This window comes from Pandoraea oxalativorans (assembly GCF_000972785.3).
Classification (GTDB): Bacteria; Pseudomonadota; Gammaproteobacteria; order Burkholderiales; family Burkholderiaceae; genus Pandoraea; species Pandoraea oxalativorans.
The window spans coordinates 4259891-4279173 of sequence record NZ_CP011253.3 but is presented as its reverse complement, the minus strand read 5'-3'; the positions used below and the strand labels follow the sequence as shown (position 1 = coordinate 4279173).

Here is a 19283-nt window from a genome sequence, read left to right as displayed (position 1 = left end):
TACCGCGAAACCGTTACAGGGTTAGCGTTACTTCAGGAAACCGATCGAGATCCAGGGGATGAAGACCACGACGAGCAGGGCGACGAGCAGCGCGCCCATATAGGTCCACATCCGGTTGAACACTTTGTCGGGCGATGTCTTGCCAATGGCGCACGCGGCATAGAAGCCCACGCCGAGCGGCGGAGCGAACAGGCCCATCCCCATCGAGAGAATGACGACCATCGCGTAGTGCACGTCGTGAATGCCGAGCGAGCGGGCGACCGGGAACAGCAGCGGGCCGAACAGCACGATGGCGGGAATGCCTTCGAGCACGCTGCCGAGCACGATGAACACGACCATCGAGATGAGCAGGAAGCCGACTTGTCCACCCGGCACGCCGTGCATCAGGCCGACGAGCTTCGCGGAGAAACCCGATTGCGTGAGCGCCCAGGCCATGGCCGTCGCCATGCCGATGATCAGCAGAATCGCGCCGGAGAGTGCGGCCGTTTCCGTGAGCAGCGGATAAAGACGCTTGAAGTTCAGGTGCTTCCTGAAGGCGTGGACGATCAAGCCGATCACGATCGTGTAGGCGATACCGATGGTCGAGACTTCGGTCGCTGTAGCCGCGCCCTCGATCACGGCCGTGCGGATGAGGATCGGCAGCGCGAGGGCGGGCAGCGCCACGATAAACGTCTTGCCGATGACGCCCCACGGTGCGCGACGTGCTGCGCTCGGCGCTTCCTTGCGCGAGCGGGCAAAGCACACCACGACGATGGCGAGTGTGGCGATCACGGCAGGCAGCAGGCCGCCGACGAAGAGCGCCGTGATCGACACACCGCACACCGCACCGATCGTGATGAGCACGAGGCTCGGCGGAATCGTCTCGGTCATGGCGCCGGTGGCCGACAGCAGCGCCACCAGGTCTTCCTGCTTCGAGCCCCGGCGTTGCATCTCGGGGAAGAGCGCCGGGGCGACGGCTGCCATGTCGGCCGCCTTCGAGCCGGAAATGCCCGAGACGAGGAACATCGCGCCGAGCAGCACGTATTGCAGGCCGCCACGCACGTGGCCGAGCAGCGATGCCATGAACTCGATCAGACTGCGCGCCAGACCGCTCATCTCGATGAGCGCACCCAGCAGCACGAACAGCGGCACTGACAGCAGCACGAGGCCGGACATGCCTTCGTCCATGCGGCTCACGACGATTTGCAGCGGTGCGTCCGTCACCAGCGCCAGATACGCGAGCGTGGCGGTCCCGAAGGCAAACGCAATCGGAATGCCGCCGGCCACGCATGCGCCGACAATCAGCACGAAGAAGATCAGCAGGTTGTAGTTGCCCATCGCGATCAGCGCAGGGCGGCCGAGCCAGAGCGCCGCACCGAGCGCTGCGACGAACAGCACGCCGAGGCCGAACTGACGCGCACTGGAGCAGCGTGCCATGCGTGAGATTGCGGCAATGAGCATGAGCGCCGCGCCTACCGGCAGGGCGGCTGCGCGCAGCCCGTCGGGGATTTCCAGTGCCGGCGTGGTGATGTCCATCTGTTCGATGGCATGCGTGTACGCGGGCATGATGATGAGCGCGACGAACACGCACACCGTCAGCGCGGCCATGGTCTGGAACCAGTCGCGCCAGGCAGCGGGAAGCTTGTTGACGATGGCGGACAAGCGCATGTGCTCGCCCCGGTCGAGGGCAAGCACCGCGCCGAGCATCGAGAGCCAGATGAACAGCATCTGCGCGAGCTCATCCGACCACGTGAGCGGATTGTCGAACCCGTAACGCGAGACCACGCCCGCGAGCAGGATGAGAGTTTCCGCCACCACCAGCAGCACGGCAACCGCCTCGGTGACTTTCATCACCGCGCGGTTGACGTGGCAGAAGAGGCGGGCGAGCGCGTGCGTCGGCTCGGCCGTCATCGTCAACGTTTCCATTTACGCGAGCTTCCCAGTGTACTTTTCCAACATGGCCCATGCTTCGTCGCCGAACTTCTTGTGCCATTCGGCGTAAAAGCCGGCGGCGCGAAGTTTGTCGCGGAACTGCTCGTTGTTCGGGGCGTTGAACACCAGACCCTTCTGCTTGAGCTCCGCCATCACGCCATCGTTGAGCTTGCGCACGTCGTCGCGCTGCGCCATGGCGGCGGCGTTCACGTTGGCGGTGACAATCTCCTGAAGGTCCTTCGGCAGCTTGTCCCACTTCTGCTTGTTGGCGAGGAACCAGAAACCGTCCCACATGTGGTTCGTCATCGACACGTATTTCTGCACTTCGTAGAGCTTGGCCGTGGTCAGCAGCGCCAGCGGGTTTTCCTGCGCTTCGACGATGTGCGTCTGCAGGGCCGAATACACTTCGGCGAAGTTGATCGACGTGGGCGACGAATCGAACGCCCTGAACATCGACGTCCACAGCGGGCTCGTCGGCACGCGGATCTTCAGGCCCTTGAGGTCGGTCGGCGAGTTGATCGGACGGCTGCTCGTGGTGATCTGGCGATAACCGTTCTCCCAGATCTTGTCGAACGCGAACACGGTCGTCTTCGCGATCTGGCCGCGCACGTGCGCACCGAGATCGCCGTCCATGGCCGCCCACACCTGGCTGTAGTCCTTGAACGCGAAGCCCACGCCCGAAATCTGTGCGGCGGGTACGAGCGTGCCGAGAATCAGCGGCGAGAGCGTGAAGTAGTCGATCGCACCCGAACGAATCTGGCTCAGCATGTCGCTGTCGGAGCCCAACTGATTGTTCGGATAGATCTGGAAGTCGATGCGGCCTTTCGATTGCTCGGCGATCTTCTGCGCCATCTCCTTGGCGCGGATGTTCATCGGATGGCTGACCGGCAGGTTATTGGCGAACTTCAGCGTGAATTCGGCAGCGTGCGCCTGCGTCTGATACAACCCCGTAGCGGCGGCGGCCGATGTGGCGGCCACAACCTTGATGAAATGGCGGCGATCCATAGTGCTCATACTGCATGTCTCCTGATTATTGGTTTGGTGACTGCGTCTGAAGCTCGGGGCGTGCAAGCGTGCTGCGATGCAGCGTCCCGGCCAACTCGAAAAAGTGGCTGGCTAATCTTACGCAAATCGAATGCCAGTTCGGCATCCGAACGGGAAAACCCTTACGTTGTTAAGCATCAGTGAATTCCCGAAGGCGGTGCTGCGCGTGGACCGTGCGCCCCGCTTGGGCCTTTCATCAGGCGCAACAGGCGTGCGCGACGCTGGCGGGGCACGGCGCGTCTTGCTGCGCGTGCGAGGCTCGCCCGGACACAGCAAACATGCGGGTGTGACACCTGTCGCATTTCGCCGACGCGTTGCGACACCTGTCGCAAATGCCGCCACGCCCGGTGCGACAGGTGTCGCACGCATTTCGGCATGCCGGGCATTGCTGCGGCACAGCAAATTTTCTTCATCCGGTGGGCTTCAGAATTCACTTGATGGGCCAGCGGCTCCCGCTTTACGCTTGCGTCAATTGCATAGGCGCCACAAGCGCAGCAAGGGAACGACCTCGCAACGACGACTGACCGGGCCGTCGACGTGACAGATCAGGCGTTGCGCTGCCCGTGTACTCGCGCCTTGCAAGGATCTGGCATCGAAATTGCTCACCGGAGTCTGGATGACCCCAATTTTCCGGAGACACTTCATGGTTGCTGCATGCCTTACCGGCTGGGCCCACTCCCAGTTCGGCAAACTCGATAACGTCGACGCCGAGGTCCTGCTGGCCGACGTCGCCCAGGCCGCCCTCGACGATGCGGGCCTCTCGCCCGAACAGATCGATTCCATCCACGTCGGTACCTTCAACGGCGGCTTCCTGTATCAGGACTTCCCGTCGTCGCTCATCTTCAACCGCATCCCCGGCCTGCGTTTCAAACCCGCCACGCGCTACGAAAATGCGTGCGCGACCGGTTCCGCCGCCGTACATGGCGGGCTGCAATCCATCGAAGCGGGCAAAGCCACCCATGTGCTCGTGATCGGCTTCGAGAAGATGACCGAACTCGCCACGCCACAGGTCGGCGAAGTGCTGCTCAAGTGTTCGTATGCGCGTGAGGAGGCTGGCATTCCCGGTGGCTTCGCGGGCGTGTTCGGCACCATCGCGCAGGCCTACTTCGAGCGCTACGGCGATCAATCCGACGCGCTCGCGCGCATTGCGGCGAAGAACCACCGCAACGGCTCGGTCAATCCGTATGCGCATATGCGTCGCGACTTCGGTTACGACTTCTGCCGCAACGTCTCCGAGAAGAACCCGTTCGTGGCCGGTCCGCTCAAGCGCACCGACTGCTCGATGGTGTCGGACGGTGCGGCTGCGCTGGTCATCTCCAAGGCAGATGTCGCACGCAGCATGCCCAAGGCGGTCGGTTTCCGCGCGGCCGTGCAGGTCAACGACTATCTGCCCCTCTCGCGACGCGACCCGCTGGCGTTCGAAGGCGGTCAGCATGCGTGGCGTCAGGCGCTGGGTGTGGCCGGGGTGTCGCTGAAGGATCTGTCGCTGGTCGAGACGCATGACTGCTTCACCATCGCCGAGCTCATCGAATACGAAGCCATGGGGCTGGCCAAGCCGGGACAGGGTGCGAGTGTCCTGGCCGAAGGGTTGACGGAAAAGAACGGCCTGCTGCCGGTGAATCCGTCGGGCGGTCTGAAGGCGAAGGGGCATCCGGTGGGCGCGACCGGTGTGTCGATGCACGTGATGGCGGCGATGCAACTGACGGGGACGGCGGGCGACATGCAGATTCCCGATGCGAAGCTGGCGGGCGTCTTCAACATGGGCGGCGCGGCCGTGGCGAACTACGTGAGCATTCTCGAAGCGCGCTAAGCGTGCCGGGCCATCAAGGAGACGAGAAATGCTCAAGAAGGTCATGAACCTCGGCCGGATGTTGGCCGACGTCGCGCGGCGGCACCCGGACGAACCCGGGCTGATCGTCGGCGAGAACGTCACGACGTGGGGCGAGATCGATGCCCGCGTGAACGCTGTGGTCGACGCGCTGCGCAAGCTCGGCGTGAAGAAGGGCGACAAGTTGCTCGTGCATTCGCGTAACAACCTGCCGATTTTCGAGAGCGCATGGATCGCGTTTCGCCTCGGGGCCGTGTGGGTGCCGACGAACTTCCGCATCACCGCCCCCGAGGCGGCGTATCTGGGGCAGTCGAGCGGCGCTTGCGTGATGATTTATGACGCGGGTTTCGAAGGCCACGTCGATGCGGTGCGTGCGGCGTCGCCCGCATTGCGCCACGTCATCGCCCTCGGCGCACCGCGCGCGGGCGAGTTGCATTACGAGACACTCGTTGCCGAACACATGGGGGCTCAGGGTTACGAGGAGGAAGTCGAATACGAAGATCCGCTGTGGTTCTTCTACACCTCGGGCACGACCGGCCATCCGAAGGCGGGCGTGCTCTCGCACGGGCAGATGGCGTTCGTCGTCACCAACCATCTGGCCGATCTGATGCCCGGCATTACGTATCGCAGCCGCTCGATGGTCGTTGCCCCCTTGTCGCATGGCGCGGGCATTCACGCCATCGTCAACACGGCACGCGGTGCGGCCAGCGTGTTGCTGCCGGGCGAGAAGATGGACGCGGAACAGGTCTGGCAGGCCATCGAGCGTCACCGGGTCGACAACATGTTCACGGTGCCGACCATCGTCAAGATGCTGGTGGAAGATCCGACGGTGGACCGCTACGACCATAGCTCGCTGCGCTTCGTAATCTACGCGGGCGCGCCGATGTATCGCGCCGATCAGAAGTACGCGTTGCAGAAGCTGGGCCGCGTACTGGTGCAGTACTACGGACTGGGCGAGGTGACGGGCAACATCACGGTGTTGCCGCCGTGGCTGCACAGCGATGACGACGATGCGCCCGATGCGCGCGTCGGCACGTGCGGGGTGCCGCGCACGGGTATGGAGGTGGCGATTCTGGACGAGCAGGGGCAGCGTCAACCGGCGTTCGCGTCGGGCGAAATCTGCGTGCGCGGTCCGGCCGTCTTCATGGGGTATCACAACAATCCGGACGCCAACGCCAAGGCGTTCAAGGACGACTGGTTCCACACCGGCGACCTAGGCCATGTGGATGCGCAGGGATTCCTGTACATCACGGGCCGGGCGTCGGACATGTACATCTCGGGTGGCTCGAACGTCTACCCGCGTGAGATCGAGGAAGCGCTGCTCACGCATCCGTGCGTGTCGGAGTGCGCGGTGCTTGGCGTGCCCGACCCCAAGTGGGGCGAGAGCGGGCTCGCGGTGGTGGTCGCCCGGGAAGGCATGGCCGCACAGGCCGATGAACTGCTCGGACATCTCGAAGCGCGTATTGCCCGCTACAAGTGGCCGCGTCGCTTCGTGTTCTGGAGTGCCATGCCCAAATCGGGCTACGGCAAGATCGTGAAGAAGCAAATCAAGACGATGCTCGAAGAGCAAGGAGACTATCGACTATGAAACCTGCGCTTTCACGGGTCTATCGACATGCAGGCGCCCCCACGTTACCCCGTGTGGAAGACTGCGTGTTGAGCGGGCAGCACGAACTGCGCGTGACGATCCGGACCGGTGCCAATCTCGGCGAGGCTTTACGCGCGGCGTTATCCCGCTATGCGTACGGCGGCGGCGTCGGGCGTTTCTGTGCGGGGACCGCGCGAGGTCTGCGGTACCACATGATCGAGAACACGACGGATGCGGATCGTCCCTTCGGCTATGGTGAGCCGGTCGACGAGACGCGCGAAGTCGATCTGATCGGCGGCGCGATTACCGTGGGCCGAACGGCCGACGGCGCGACGCTGATGCACTGCCATGCGGGCTTTTCCGATCCGTCGGGCGAGCTGCATGGCGGGCATCTGATTCTCGATCACACGTGGGCCGGAGACGAACCGGTGGTGATTCGTCTGTGTCTCTTTGCGCACGGTGGATACGTGACGGGCGACGACGAGGAGACACGGTTCCACCTGTTGCGCCCGGTGGCGGGAGAACTGTCATGAGCGTCGCGCTGGATGTTCCCGTCGCCATCGAAAATGGCACATTGGGCAGGTTGGTGGTGGCGCGCCTGAAGCCGAATCAGGATCTGACGGAAAGCATCGAGGCGCTGTGCGCCGAGCATGCGATTGCGCGCGCGATCGTGCGTGGCGCAGTGGGGAGTCTGATCGATGCGAGGCTGGCGTTTCGCGCCGGCGACGGCTGGCGCGAACAGGTGGTGAACGGCCCCGGGGTGGAGATTCTCAACGTGTTCGGTGAGGTCGATACACGCCCGAAGGGGGCGGATTCGGCAAGCGCCATGCCGATGCTGCACGGCATGGTGGCGGACACCGAGGGGCGCATGTTCGCGGGACGCTTCGTGCGCGGCGGCAATCTCTCGTTCATTACCATCGAGGTGACGTTGCAGGAGTGGTTGCCCGCCTGAGCGTGTGAGCGGCGGCGCAAAACGAAAGGGGGACGCATCCGATGCGTCCCCCTTTTTCGTCGTGATCGGCGCATGCCGTTGTGCTTAAGCGGTGACCGGCTGCACCAATCCGTCTTCACGGAACATGTGCTTGATGCCGCGCACCGCCTGACGGATGCGCGACTCGTTTTCAATCAGCGCGAAGCGCACGTATTCGTCGCCATACTCGCCGAAGCCGATGCCTGGCGAGACCGACACCTTCGCCTGCGCGAGCAGCTTCTTGGCGAATTCGAGTGAGCCGAGCGTGCGGTAGGGTTCGGGAATGCGTGCCCAGATGTACATCGACGCCTTCGGCAGATCGACCGCCCAGCCCGCTTCCGTCAGTCCTTTGTAGAGCACGTCGCGGCGGCGCTGGTACTGCTCGCGAATTTCCTCGACGCACGTCTGATCGCCCTCGAGTGCGGCAATGGCGGCGACCTGAACCGGCGTGAACGTGCCGTAGTCGTGATAGCTCTTGATGCGCGCGAGCGCTGCGACCAGTTCCGCATTACCGACCATGAAGCCGATACGCCAGCCGGCCATGTTGTAGCTCTTGGACAACGTGAAGAATTCGACGGCGACGTCCTGCGCGCCGGGCACCTGCATGATCGACGGCGCTTTGTAGCCGTCATACACGATGTCGGCATAGGCCAGATCGTGCACCACGAGAATGTCGTGCTTGCGTGCAAGATCGACGACGCGTTCGAAGAATTCCAGTTCGACGCATTGCGCCGTGGGATTCGACGGGAAGCCGAGGATCACCATCTTGGGCTTCGGATGGCTCTCGCGAATGCCGCGTTCGAGTTCGGTGAAGAAGTCGATCCCGGGCGTCATCGGCACGGAGCGGATGTTCGCACCGGCGATGACCGCGCCGTAGATGTGAATCGGGTAGGACGGATTGGGCACGAGCACCGTGTCGCCCTGATCCAGCGTGGCGAGCATCAGGTGGGCGAGGCCTTCCTTCGACCCGATGGTGACGATGGCTTCTCGCTCCGGGTCGAGTTCGACGTCGTAGCGGTCCTTGTACCAGTGGGTGATGGCGCGACGCAGACGCGGAATACCGCGCGAGGTCGAATAGCCGTGGGTATCGGGACGTTGTGCGACTTCGACGAGCTTGCTGACGATATGCGGCGGCGTGGCCCCATCGGGGTTGCCCATCGACAGATCGATGATGTCTTCGCCACGACGGCGCGCGGCCATCTTCAGTTCGGCGGTGATGTTGAAAACGTACGGGGGAAGACGATTGATGCGCGCAAAGCTGCGCGAGCCCTGAGAGCTGGACATGTTGAACCCTGGAACGTAAGCGCCCGGAACCGTCCGAGCGACGCCGGTGTGCTGGCCACACCGTGACGGCGACTGTAGCGCGGCGTCGGGCGCTTTGGCAAGACATTCTTGCAGGCGATTTTTGCGATGGACGAACACGCCATCGTTCGCGCGGTCATGCGCACGAGGACGCTCGACGTGGGCGGCGCTGCGCAAGGCCGTCGGTTAAGATGACCGGCCTTGAACCGGGCAGCGCGAAAGCGAAAGGAGTGTCGATGGCGTACGTGTACCTGTTGGTGGCAATCGTGGCAGAGGTGATTGCGACGTCGGCATTGAAGGCCTCCGATGGCTTCTCGCGCGTGGGTCCCGTAGCGCTGGTCGTCGTCGGGTACGGCATCGCGTTCTACATGCTGTCGCTCACGCTGCGCACGATTCCGGTGGGCATCGCCTATGCGATGTGGTCGGGCCTGGGCATCGTGCTCATCTCGATTGCGTCACGCGTGCTCTTCGGGCAGAAGCTCGACGCTCCGGCATTGCTCGGCATGGCGCTGATCATCGCCGGGGTACTGGTGATGAATCTCTGGTCGAAGTCGTCTGCCCATTGAGACGGTCGACATGTTCGACATGTGGCGCGCCCGGATCAGCGATGACCTTCGGCTTCGGCAAGTACTGCCTTGAGCGCGGCGATACAGCTGTCGATCTCTGCGCGTTCGATGACGAGCGGCGGCGCGAGACGCAGCACCGTCGCGCGGGTTTCCTTGGCGAGGACACGTCGTCGCAGCATCCCCATCGAGAGGTCGTGAGCGTCGGCCCGCGCCGGATCGACTTCGATGCCTGCCCACAGACCGCGACCGCGCACTTCCCGAATCAATGGCGAATGAATCGCATGCAGGCGCGATAGCAGGTATTCGCCCATCTCCGCACTTCTGCCCGGCAGGTCTTCGTCGGCCATGACGTCGAGCGCTTCGAGTGCGACGGTGGCTGCCAGCGCGTTGCCACCGAACGTCGAGCCATGGCTGCCCGGCTCGAACAGGTCGATCACGTCGCGTCGCGCGACGAAGGCGGACACCGGCAGCAGGCCGCCTCCGAGGGCTTTGCCGAGCATGATGCCGTCCGGCACGATGCCTTCGTGCTGATAGGCAAACCAGCGGCCGGTGCGCCCCAGACCCGATTGAATTTCGTCGAGCAGCATAAGGACGTTCTGCTCGGTACACAGTTGACGCAGTCCGCGAAGAAAGCCGTCAGGCGGCACGACGATACCGCCTTCGCCCTGAATGGTTTCGAACAGGACGGCGCAGGTGTTGGGGGTGATGGCGGCGCGTACGGCGTCGATGTCGCCATACGGCACGCGGATGAAGCCGGGCGCGAACGGGCCGAAATCGGCGCGATAGGCGGGTTCCGACGAGAAGCCGACGATGGTGGTGGTGCGTCCGTGGAAATTGCCGTCGGCGACGATGATTTCGGCGCGTTCGGCGGGAATCCGCTTCACGCTATAACCCCAGCGGCGCGCCGCCTTGATGGCGGTTTCGACGGCTTCGGCGCCGGTGTTCATGGGCAGGGCGCCGCTCAGTGTGGTGAGGTCGCAGAGGCGTTCGAGAAAAGCGCCGAGACGGTCGGTGTAGAAGGCGCGGGAGACGACGGCGAGGCGCTGCGCCTGCGCGGTGAGCGCGGCGACGAGACGCGGATGCGCGTGCCCGTGACTGACGGCGGAATAAGCGCTCATCATGTCGAGATAGCGATTGCCCTCGACGTCCCAGACCCAGACGCCCTTGGCATGCGAGAGCACGACGGGCAGGGGTGAGTAGTTGTGCGCACCAAAGCGTTGTTCGCGTTCGATCTCGTTCATGAGCGCGTTCCTCCACACTCGAAGTCTAGATGCGAACGAGATGGCACGCAAAGGGGACAAGTCCCGAAGCGCCGCGTATGAAACTGGCTTGTACGTGCGCTATAATCGTCGATTACTCGGATGTGGCGCACGTTTCACGTGCGCGCAGCCCCCGGGTCTCTCCGGCAGCGATATCCGATCGCCGCCATCACGCACTGCCCATAGCTCAGTTGGATAGAGCATCGGCCTTCTAAGCCGACGGTCGGGGGTTCGAATCCCTCTGGGCAGGCCAGCTACCGCATCCGATAAAAGCGACAAAGATTCTCTTCGCGTTGCCGTATCATGGTCGCCTCTCTGGAGGAAGTGACCTGAAATGCAAGTGCTAGTCGACGCCGACGCCTGCCCCGCCGCCATCAAGGAAATCCTGTTCCGCGCGGCCAAGCGTGAAGAAATGATGGTCACGCTGGTGGCAAATCAGTTTCTGCGCACGCCGCCGTCACCGTTCGTCCGATCGATTCAGGTGCCGTCAGGGTTCGATGTGGCGGACGCGCGTATCGTCGAGATGGTCGAAGCGGGGGATCTGGTGATTACCGCGGACATTCCGCTCGCGGCGGCGGTCATCGAGATGGGCGGGCGTGCGCTCGACCCGCGCGGGAGCTGGTTCACGCCGGAGAACATCAAGGAGCGCCTTTCCGTGCGCGACATGATGGACCAGTTGCGCACCGCGGGGATCGAGACCGGCGGTCCCGCCCCGTTCAGTCCGCGCGACAGCAAGGCGTTTGCCGGTGAACTGGACCGCTTTCTGGCGCGTCAGCGCAAGTCACCTCGTTAGGCTTGCCCGCGCGGCTTCCGCGCCATGCATGGTTTTCAGGTCCCCTTTGAACTCGCCCGCAGCAATTCCCCGAAGCGCGCTTCGCACCAGCGCATGACATCGTTGGGTTCGCGACCGAACCGCCACAGCATGCGCACCGGCAACTGCGGAAGACCGAGATCGTCGCAACGTAGTTCATGAAGATCTTCGTACGCCGCAATATCGATGGGCAGCACTGCCCAGCCAAGCTTGTCCACGACCATGCTGGCGATGACGTACGAGCTGTCCGCGCGCCAGATCGACGGGCTCAGTTGCAGCGGCGTGATGTCGTCCATCTGCAACAGAAGCTGACGATATTTCGCGAGATCGCCGCGCGTGACCTGATCGCGATAGGCCAGCGGATGGTCGCCCGCCACAAATACGCCCTGCACAGCCGAGCCGATGTACTTGTGGCCCAGCGCCGACGAGATCGCCCCACGGTCGACGTGAAAGCCGATATCCGCGCGCTGCTTCTCCACGTACTCGGCGACTTCCGTCGAGGTGCCGTTCAGGAGCGTCAGTTCGAGATAGGCGAATTGATAGGCGAGGTCGCGCACCAGTTCGCTGACGGCCTGATACGGCAGCGCCTCGTCCAGCGCCAGCGACAACTGAGGCTGTTCGCCGAACGCCAGCGCGTTCGCCCGATGGTTCAACCCCTCGGCCTGCCGCAACAACTCCTTGGCTTCGAGCAACATCACCTCGCCCTGATCGGTGAGGCGTGCATTCCGACGGCTGCGGTCGAATAGTTCAAATCCCAAATCCGCCTCGAGCAGCGAAATCGCCGTACTCACCGCCGACTGGGCTTTCCCCATGCGACGCGCGGCAGCGGATATCGAGCCGTCCTCCGCTGCCGCCACAAAGTAGCGCAATTGTTCTATTGTCCAGTTCATCCATTCATTTTATAGATAGGTTCCAACTTTTTCTAACAACAATTTCGCGGCAGAATCGCGCAGCTCCAATTGAAACGCCAGATTGAAACGCCAACATAGGCTTGGCGGCAGACGACCGGATCCCCCCGGTCCGGTGGTCTCGGGCATAGACCTCCTTCGCGCAACGCGTACCTGCCGTCCATGGTGTCTCCGGAGCGATGTGGGGCCCCGGTCCTCCCCCATCGCTGGCGCATATGCGGCCAGCCCGTCGCTCGACGCCGCGCACCGAACGCGGTTGCGACACCCTTGACCGGATGTCGTAAATTCAACGTGCTTACATGTCATCGAAAATCGATAACCGAACTCTCCGTACCCGTTTCGGAGTCCTGACGGGTGTCTCCGCCACCCTGATCGCCAGTGTGTTGCTTCTCGCCGCGTGCTCTGGCCGTGACAAAAAGGAAGACGCCGACGCTACACCGGAGGCCGTCGTGCGCACGGTCGAGCGTCGCGCCGAGCCGCTCACGACCGAGCAGCCCGGTCGTCTCGAGGCCTACCGCAGTGCCGACGTGCGTGCCCGCGCGGGCGGCGTCGTCATGGAGCGCAAATATCAGGAAGGCCAGAAGGTCGCCAAGGGCGATGTGCTGTTTCGCATCGACCCGCAGCCGCTATCCGCTGCGCTTGACGCCGCACGCGGTGCGCTCGCCAAGGCGCAAGCCGAACACGATTCCGCCAAAGACAAGATCGAGCGCTATCGCGGCCTGCTTGAGGAGCGTGCCATCAGCGCCCGTGAAGACGCCGAGTCCCGTGCCGCCGAAGCGCGTACGCGTGCCGAAGTGCTGGCCGCGCGCGCCGAAGTGCGCAAAGCGGAACTCAACCTCGGTTACACGAGCGTTGTTTCGCCCATCGCGGGACGCGTGCGTCGTGCCGAAGTCACCGAAGGCGCGCTGGTCGGTCTCGACTCGCCGACCCTGCTCACACGGGTGGAACAGATCGATCCGATCTACGTGAACTTCTCGCAGCCCGCCGCACAGGTCTACGCCATGACGCGCGACCTGCGGGCAGGCAAGCTGGAGCACGGCAACGAGGCAGCCGCACCGCAGGTGCACGTCACGCTGCCGGACGGGCGCGAGTACACCCTGGCCGGCAAGCTGCTCTTCACGGATCTGGCGGTCGACCCTGGCACGGACACCATCGCCATGCGCGCATTGCTGCCGAACCCGGACGGCGTGCTGCTGCCCGGTGCGTTTGTGCAAGTGCGCATGCAGGGCGCGGTCAATCCGAACATCGTGCGTGTGCCGCGCGAAGCGCTTACGCGCACCACGGCGGGCGCCATCGTTCGTGTGGTCGACGCCGATGGCCGCGTGCACGACCGCAGGGTCCACGCGGACGCCATCGAAGGTCACGACTGGCTGGTGACGGACGGTCTCAAGGGCGGCGAGCAGGTCATCGTTCAGAACCTGACGCAGTTTTCCGACGGCATGAAGGTGAAGACCAAGGTCGCGGGCAATGACACCAAAGTTGCCAAAGACGTGAAGCGTGCGGGCGAAGAGACCGCCAAGTCTACCGACGCCGAGCCTCAGGGCAACGGCAGTCCGGCCTCCAAAGCGGAGACGTAATTCAAATGGCTCGTTTCTTTATCGATCGCCCGGTTTTTGCCTGGGTGATCTCTCTGATGATTACGCTCGTCGGCCTGCTGGCCATTCGAGCGCTACCCGTCGCGCAATACCCTGACATCGCGCCGCCGATGGTCAGCGTGTACAGCAGCTACCCGGGCGCTTCGGCGAAGGTCGTCGAAGACTCGGTCACGGCCATCATCGAACGTCAGATGAACGGCGCGCCGGGGCTGATGTATACGTCGGCCACGAGCGGTAACGGCGAGTCGTCGGTCAACCTCACGTTCCGTCAGGGCACCAGTCTCGATCTGGCGGCCGTGGAAGTGCAGAACCGGCTGAAGACGGTCGAGTCGCGCTTGCCTGAGGTCGTGCGTCGCTATGGCGTGAAGGTCGAACGTGCGGCCGACAACATCCACATGGTGGTGACGCTGTCCTCGCGCAATCCGGCCATCGGCGAATTCGATCTGGGGGAGCTGGCGGCGTCGCAGGTCGTCAACCAGCTCAAGCGCGTGCCGGGCGTCGGTCAGGTGCAGTTCTGGGGCACGGAAAAGGCCATTCGCATCTGGCCCGACGCGACGAGACTCGTCGCGCTCGACCTCACGGCGTCCGACATCGTGTCCAAGGTGCGCGCCTATAACGCGCGCGTGACGGTCGGCGATCTGGGCGCTGGCTCGACGCCGACGTCCGCACCGATCAACGCCAACGTCGTCTCCGACACCACTTATTCCACGCCGGAGCAGTTCGCGAGCATTCCGTTGCGCGTGCGCGCCGACGGTTCGGCCATCCGGCTGGGCGACGTCGCGCGCGTGGAACTGGGCGCGTCGGACTACAACTATTCGTCGCGCGTCGACGGGTTGCCGGCTACCGCCATGGGCATCAAGCTCGCGGCAGGCTCGAACGCCGTCGAAGTGATGAAGGCCGTGCGCGCCGTGATGGACGAACAGGCGAAGCTGTTCCCGGCGGGCGTCGAATATCAGATGCCTTACGAGACGGCGTCGTTTGTGAAGGTGTCGATTCAGAAGGTCGTGAAGACGCTGCTCGAGGCCATCGTGCTCGTGTTCATCGTGATGTACCTGTTCATGCAGAACCTGCGTGCGACGCTGATCCCGACGCTCGTCGTACCGGTGGCCTTGCTGGGCACGTTCGGCGTGTTGCTGGGCCTGGGGTACTCCGTGAACACACTCACGATGTTCGGCATGGTCCTGGCCATCGGCATTCTGGTGGACGATGCCATCGTCGTGGTGGAGAACACCGAGCGGATCATGGTCGAGGAGGGGCTGTCCCCGTATGCGGCGACGGTCAAGGCGATGAAGCAGATCAGCGGCGCCATCATCGGCATTACGGTGGTGCTGGTGATGGTGTTCATTCCGATGGCGTTCTTTTCGGGCGCGGTGGGTAACATCTACCGGCAGTTCGCGGTCACCCTCGCGGTGTCGATCAGCTTCTCGGCATTCCTCGCACTCTCGCTGACACCGGCGCTGTGCGCGACGTTGCTGCGTCCGGTGGCGCACGACCACCACGAGAAGCGCGGCTTCTTCGGCTGGTTCAACCGCACGTTCGCGATGGGCACCGAGCGCTATACGCGCCGGGTCGACAAGACGCTGCGTCATCCGTGGCGCTCGATGCTGGTGTACGGCGCGATTCTGATCGCGGTGCCGCTGGCGTTCGTGCGTCTGCCGTCGGCCTTCGTGCCGGAGGAAGACACCGGCAGCTTCATGGTGATGGCCTCCGAGCCGCAGGGCGCAACGTTGCCTGAGGCAATGACGGCGCTCAAGCGTATCGAGAGCTATCTGATGCAGAACGAGCCGGTCAAGCACGTGTTCGTGCTGGGCGGCTGGAACGAGTTCGGCGCGGGCCCTGGCGGTGGCATGTTGTACGTCACGCTCAAGGATTGGCACGAGCGCACGTCGAAGCATGACGGCGTGAACGCCATCGTCGAGCGCGTGAACGCGAAGTTCACCGGCCAGCCGGACCGCATGATGATCGCGATGAACAGCCCGGCGCTGCCGGAACTCGGTTCGTCGAACGGCTTCAATCTGCGCTTGCAGGATCGTGCGGGTGTGGGCGCGGAAGTGTTCACCGCCGCGCGCGACGAGTTGCTGCAAAAGGCGGCCAAGGATCCCGTGCTTAAGAACGTGATCTTTGCCGGGCAGGGTGAGGTGCCGCAGATCGACATCGCCATCGACCGTCGCAAGATGGAAGCGCTCAAGGTCGGCATGGACGATGTGAATACCACGCTCGCCACCATGTTCGGTTCGGAGTATGTGGGCGACTTCATGCTCGGTGCCGAGAATCGCCGCGTGGTCGTGCAGTCGGACGGGCGTCAGCGCGTGTCGCCGGAAGACATCGGCAATCTGCGTGTGCGCAACGCCAGCGGGGAGATGGTGCCGCTGTCGTCATTCGTCACGCTCAAGTGGAAGCTCGGCTCGCCGCAACTGAAGCGCTACAACGGCTATCCGTCGTTCACGCTTCAGGGCGAATCGGCGCCAGGCAAGAGCAGCGGCGAAGCCATGGCGCGCATGGAGCAACTGATGTCGGAGATGCCTGCGGGCATCGGGCACGAGTGGAGCGGTCAGTCGCTCGAAGAGCGGGCGTCGGGCGCGCAGGCGCCGATCCTGTTTGCGCTGTCGGTGCTGGTGGTGTTCCTCGCGCTCGCGGCGCTTTACGAGAGCTGGGCGATTCCGGCGGCGGTCATCATGGTGGTGCCGCTCGGCGTGATTGGCGCACTCGGCGCGGTGAGTCTGATGGGCATGCCCAACGACATCTACTTCAAGGTCGGCCTGATTGCGACCATCGGTCTGTCGGCGAAGAACGCCATTCTGATTGCGGAAGTGGCCAACGATCTCGCGAAGCAGGGCATGACATGGTTCGATGCGGCGGTCGAAGCTGCGCGACTGCGTTTGCGTCCGATCGTGATGACTTCGCTGGCGTTCGGCTTCGGCGTGGTGCCGCTGGCGATTGCGACCGGCCCGGCGTCGGGTGCGCAGCGCGCGATCGGTGTGGCCGTGCTGGGCGGGATCGTGACGGCCACGGTGCTGGCGATCTTCCTGGTGCCACTGTTTTTCCTGCTGGTGGGCCGTTTCGTGCGCCGCTCGCATCTGGGCAAGGATGCGCCGCACCATACGCACGATGGGCATGATGGGCATGACGCCGCACCGGCCGTCGAGGGGAAAGTATGACGATGTTTCGACCCCGCATGCGCGGGATAACCGTGGCCGGCGTGTGCCTGTTCGCGTTGCTGGCCGGATGCACCATGGCGCCGACGTATGAGCGTCCGGGGGCACCGATGCCAACGACGTACGAAGCCCCGACGGGCAGCGGTGCGCATCTCGCACTCGCCGATCCGCTTTCCGCCGACGCCGATTGGGCCGAGGTCTTCACGGACGCGGACTTGCAGACGCTGATTCGCCGTGCGCTCGCACAGAATCGCGACTTGCGGCTGGCGTCGCTGCGCGTGCAGGAAGCGCGCGCGTTGTACGGCATCGAGTCGGCCAATCTGCTGCCGAGCGTTCAGGCGGGCGGCGCGTTCTCCCGTCAGCGTTACTCCGGCACGGCCGGGCAACCCGATGGCGCAAGCGACACGCCGGGCGGTTATGTCGCCAACGATGTGCGTGCGACGGTGGGGGTGAGCGCGTTCGAGCTGGACTTCTTCGGGCGTGTGCGCAGTCTGCGCGACGCCGCGCTTCAGGAGTACCTGTCGAGCGAGGAAGCCCAGCGCGCGGCGCAGGTGAGTCTGGTGGCGGAAGTGGCGACGACCTATATCGGACTGGCCGCCGCGAACGAGCAGATCGCTTACGCCCGCGATGTGCTGGCGGCGCGTGAGGACGGCATTCGCGTCATTCGTCTGCGCGCCGAGCGAGGGCTGGTCGACGACCTCGACCTGAACACCGAGACGACGCAGGTCGAAGTGGCGCGGGCGGCGCTCGCCGAGCGCGAACGTCAGCGCAGCGAGATCGTGCACGCGTTGCAGGTGCTCACCGGCGATGTCGGCGCGAAGCCCGCAGCGGCGGCGTCGCTCGACGGTGCTTTCGTGGTACCGGTCGCGGCGGGCTTGCCGTCGTCGTTGCTGATGCGTCGTCCGGACATTCGTCAGGCCGAAGCGAAGCTGCGCGGGGCCAACGCGAATATCGGCGCGGCGCGCGCGGCATTCTTCCCGTCGGTCCGACTGACGACCGACATCGGCACCGCCAGCGCCAGCTTCTCCGATCTGTTCGGCGCAGGCACCGGCGTGTGGTCCTTCATGCCGCAGATCACCGTGCCGATCTTCAGTGGCGGGCGCAACATTCAGGGCCTCAATCTGGCGAATGTCCGCAAGGAGATGGCGGTCGTCTCGTACGAGCGCGCGATCCAGACGGCGTTTGCGGAAGTCGACGATGCGCTCACGGCGCAACAACTGCTCGCGCGTCAATATCAGGCGCAAAAGCGTGTGTCCGATGGTGAGCGTGAGCGGTTGCGGCTGGCCAAGCGTCGCTACGTGAACGGGGTGGCGAGCTATCTCGAACTGCTAGACGCTCAGCGCAGCGAATTCCACGCGGCGCAGCAACTGATCGACGTGAAGCAGCGAGTACTCGTCAATCATGTGGCGCTGTATCGTGCGCTGGGGGGCGGATGGAAGCCTGAGAGTGAAGCGTCGTGACGTGACCGTAGCGTGATCGCATCGGTCTACGTCAATCGAAAACCCCGCCGGGTCTTGCGATCCGGCGGGTTTTTTTCATGCGTAGCCGTCAGCCACCTGGCGACGACAGGCGCGAAGGCATCAGAACGCGAAGCGGCCTTCCGAAGCGATCTTGGCGAGCGGCTCGCGCGGGCTCGGCACTTCGCGAGCGCGCAGGCCTTCGGGCAGTGCGTTCACGTCGCCGCCCGGACGGCCGATGGCGATGGCCGCCTCGATCTTGTACTTCGACGACAGATCGAGTGCGTTGCGGATCTTGTCGTGTTCGATACCGGCCAGACCGTGCGTCGCCCAGCCCGCGAGCGAGGCTTGCAGGGCGAGGTAGCCCCAGGCTGCACCGGCGTCGAAGCTGTGGGTCGGGGCCGGGACTTCCTGGTCGCTGCCCGGGGGCGTGAGCGTCGACTTCGAGATCACGAGAACGATGGCGGCGGCGTTCTTGGCCCACGTCTGGTTGAACTCGTTCAGGAAGCCGACGAACTGGTCCCAATGCGGTGTGCCGCGGCGGGCGAAGACAAAGCGCCACGGTTGCGCGTTGTAGGCCGACGGTGCCCAGCGAGCCGCTTCGAAGAACGACAGCAGGGTGGCTTCGGGAATCGTTTCGTCCTTGAACGCACGCGGCGACCAGCGGGCCACGAATTGCGGGTCGATAGGATGATCGGCTTGGCGGGTGTTGATATCGGTCATGCGAATTGTCTCGTCGGATAGCGTGCAGTCGGTGCACTCGGATACATCGGATCGGGCCGCTAGGATACCCCGCGCGGCTGCCGATCCCAACGAATATCGCCGCACGTGCATATGACTTGCGGTTATCTCGGCAGGCACGTCTTTGTCGTCGCAGCGGCGTCATTGT

15 protein-coding genes and 1 tRNA gene are annotated in these 19283 nt (G+C 64.0%); 10 read left to right on the top strand and 6 right to left on the bottom strand.

The features are described 5' to 3' along the window. Positions 1-27: 27 nt before the first annotated feature. Together MB84_RS18840 and MB84_RS18835 are read right to left on the bottom strand one after the other, a co-directional pair. On the bottom strand, positions 28-1890 hold the full coding sequence (locus tag MB84_RS18840; protein WP_046293993.1) for a TRAP transporter large permease: 1863 nt from the start codon (positions 1888-1890) through the stop codon (positions 28-30). Between the two features lie 15 nt (positions 1891-1905). After that, positions 1906-2925 (bottom strand): TRAP transporter substrate-binding protein, encoded by a 1020-nt coding sequence (locus MB84_RS18835; protein WP_046292863.1) that lies wholly within the window; start codon positions 2923-2925, stop codon positions 1906-1908. A gap of 673 nt (positions 2926-3598) precedes the next feature. Here MB84_RS18835 and MB84_RS18830 point away from each other — a divergent pair. The 4 genes from MB84_RS18830 to MB84_RS18815 are packed head-to-tail and all read left to right on the top strand — an operon-like array spanning position 3599 to position 7323. Further along, positions 3599-4765: an acetyl-CoA acetyltransferase gene (locus MB84_RS18830; protein ID WP_046292862.1), complete on the top strand. Its 1167-nt coding sequence runs from the start codon at positions 3599-3601 to the stop codon at positions 4763-4765. Between the two features lie 28 nt (positions 4766-4793). Beyond that, positions 4794-6371, top strand: coding sequence for an acyl-CoA synthetase (locus MB84_RS18825; RefSeq protein ID WP_046292861.1), 1578 nt, complete (start codon positions 4794-4796; stop codon positions 6369-6371). Then, positions 6368-6904 carry a PPC domain-containing DNA-binding protein gene (locus MB84_RS18820; protein WP_046292860.1) on the top strand — a complete coding sequence of 179 codons (537 nt, stop codon included), beginning with the start codon at positions 6368-6370 and terminating at the stop codon, positions 6902-6904. The genes MB84_RS18825 and MB84_RS18820 overlap by 4 nt, the downstream gene beginning before the upstream one ends. Continuing rightward, complete coding sequence (locus MB84_RS18815) at positions 6901-7323, top strand: PPC domain-containing DNA-binding protein (RefSeq protein ID WP_046292859.1); 423 nt, start codon at positions 6901-6903, stop codon at positions 7321-7323. The genes MB84_RS18820 and MB84_RS18815 overlap by 4 nt, the downstream gene beginning before the upstream one ends. Before the next feature lie 84 nt (positions 7324-7407). Here the strand turns inward: MB84_RS18815 and alaC are convergent, their stop codons facing one another. Further along, a complete protein-coding gene (gene alaC, locus MB84_RS18810; RefSeq protein WP_046292858.1) occupies positions 7408-8625 on the bottom strand; it encodes an alanine transaminase in 1218 nt (405 codons plus the stop codon). 254 nt (positions 8626-8879) lie between these two features. Here alaC and MB84_RS18805 point away from each other — a divergent pair, with 254 nt between their 5' ends. Next, positions 8880-9209 (top strand): DMT family transporter, encoded by a 330-nt coding sequence (locus tag MB84_RS18805; RefSeq protein WP_046293992.1) that lies wholly within the window; start codon positions 8880-8882, stop codon positions 9207-9209. A gap of 35 nt (positions 9210-9244) precedes the next feature. Here the strand turns inward: MB84_RS18805 and rocD are convergent, their stop codons facing one another. Continuing rightward, entirely contained in the window at positions 9245-10450 is a 1206-nt protein-coding gene (gene rocD, locus MB84_RS18800) for an ornithine--oxo-acid transaminase (protein ID WP_046292857.1), read from the bottom strand. 194 nt (positions 10451-10644) lie between these two features. Between rocD and MB84_RS18795 the strand changes: the two genes are divergently transcribed. Both MB84_RS18795 and MB84_RS18790 read left to right on the top strand, forming a co-directional pair. Then, positions 10645-10721, top strand: a tRNA-Arg gene (locus tag MB84_RS18795). 81 nt (positions 10722-10802) lie between these two features. Next, positions 10803-11261: a YaiI/YqxD family protein gene (locus MB84_RS18790; protein WP_046292856.1), complete on the top strand. Its 459-nt coding sequence runs from the start codon at positions 10803-10805 to the stop codon at positions 11259-11261. A 35-nt stretch (positions 11262-11296) separates the two neighbouring features. On the opposite strand, the gene MB84_RS18785 is transcribed toward MB84_RS18790, so the two are convergent. After that, the gene (locus tag MB84_RS18785) at positions 11297-12169 is read right to left on the bottom strand and encodes a LysR family transcriptional regulator (RefSeq protein WP_046292855.1); all 873 of its coding nucleotides are present in this window, start codon (positions 12167-12169) and stop codon (positions 11297-11299) included. 317 nt (positions 12170-12486) lie between these two features. Here MB84_RS18785 and MB84_RS18780 point away from each other — a divergent pair, with 317 nt between their 5' ends. Genes MB84_RS18780 through MB84_RS18770 form a run of 3 tightly spaced genes read left to right on the top strand, consistent with a single transcriptional unit; the run spans position 12487 to position 18397 of the window. Further along, a complete protein-coding gene (locus tag MB84_RS18780; protein WP_046292854.1) occupies positions 12487-13764 on the top strand; it encodes an efflux RND transporter periplasmic adaptor subunit in 1278 nt (425 codons plus the stop codon). Positions 13765-13769: 5 nt separating this feature from the next. Further along, positions 13770-16940 carry a multidrug efflux RND transporter permease subunit gene (locus MB84_RS18775; RefSeq protein WP_046292853.1) on the top strand — a complete coding sequence of 1057 codons (3171 nt, stop codon included), beginning with the start codon at positions 13770-13772 and terminating at the stop codon, positions 16938-16940. Positions 16941-16957: 17 nt separating this feature from the next. Next, positions 16958-18397 carry an efflux transporter outer membrane subunit gene (locus MB84_RS18770; RefSeq protein WP_245725413.1) on the top strand — a complete coding sequence of 480 codons (1440 nt, stop codon included), beginning with the start codon at positions 16958-16960 and terminating at the stop codon, positions 18395-18397. Positions 18398-18517: 120 nt separating this feature from the next. Here the strand turns inward: MB84_RS18770 and MB84_RS18765 are convergent, their stop codons facing one another. Continuing rightward, on the bottom strand, positions 18518-19117 hold the full coding sequence (locus MB84_RS18765) for a nitroreductase family protein (protein WP_046292852.1): 600 nt from the start codon (positions 19115-19117) through the stop codon (positions 18518-18520). Positions 19118-19283 lie beyond the last annotated feature (166 nt).

What these genes read in the sequence shown, in the direction of transcription:
- MB84_RS18840 (WP_046293993.1), bottom strand. Translation starts at nt 1,890, where the DNA reads ATGACGGCCGAGCCGACGCACGCGCTCGCCCGCCTCTTCTGCCACGTC.
- MB84_RS18835 (WP_046292863.1), bottom strand. Translation starts at nt 2,925, where the DNA reads ATGAGCACTATGGATCGCCGCCATTTCATCAAGGTTGTGGCCGCCACA.
- MB84_RS18830 (WP_046292862.1), top strand. Translation starts at nt 3,599, where the DNA reads ATGGTTGCTGCATGCCTTACCGGCTGGGCCCACTCCCAGTTCGGCAAA.
- MB84_RS18825 (WP_046292861.1), top strand. Translation starts at nt 4,794, where the DNA reads ATGCTCAAGAAGGTCATGAACCTCGGCCGGATGTTGGCCGACGTCGCG.
- MB84_RS18820 (WP_046292860.1), top strand. Translation starts at nt 6,368, where the DNA reads ATGAAACCTGCGCTTTCACGGGTCTATCGACATGCAGGCGCCCCCACG.
- MB84_RS18815 (WP_046292859.1), top strand. Translation starts at nt 6,901, where the DNA reads ATGAGCGTCGCGCTGGATGTTCCCGTCGCCATCGAAAATGGCACATTG.
- alaC (WP_046292858.1), bottom strand. Translation starts at nt 8,625, where the DNA reads ATGTCCAGCTCTCAGGGCTCGCGCAGCTTTGCGCGCATCAATCGTCTT.
- MB84_RS18805 (WP_046293992.1), top strand. Translation starts at nt 8,880, where the DNA reads ATGGCGTACGTGTACCTGTTGGTGGCAATCGTGGCAGAGGTGATTGCG.
- rocD (WP_046292857.1), bottom strand. Translation starts at nt 10,450, where the DNA reads ATGAACGAGATCGAACGCGAACAACGCTTTGGTGCGCACAACTACTCA.
- MB84_RS18790 (WP_046292856.1), top strand. Translation starts at nt 10,803, where the DNA reads ATGCAAGTGCTAGTCGACGCCGACGCCTGCCCCGCCGCCATCAAGGAA.
- MB84_RS18785 (WP_046292855.1), bottom strand. Translation starts at nt 12,169, where the DNA reads ATGAACTGGACAATAGAACAATTGCGCTACTTTGTGGCGGCAGCGGAG.
- MB84_RS18780 (WP_046292854.1), top strand. Translation starts at nt 12,487, where the DNA reads ATGTCATCGAAAATCGATAACCGAACTCTCCGTACCCGTTTCGGAGTC.
- MB84_RS18775 (WP_046292853.1), top strand. Translation starts at nt 13,770, where the DNA reads ATGGCTCGTTTCTTTATCGATCGCCCGGTTTTTGCCTGGGTGATCTCT.
- MB84_RS18770 (WP_245725413.1), top strand. Translation starts at nt 16,958, where the DNA reads ATGCGCGGGATAACCGTGGCCGGCGTGTGCCTGTTCGCGTTGCTGGCC.
- MB84_RS18765 (WP_046292852.1), bottom strand. Translation starts at nt 19,117, where the DNA reads ATGACCGATATCAACACCCGCCAAGCCGATCATCCTATCGACCCGCAA.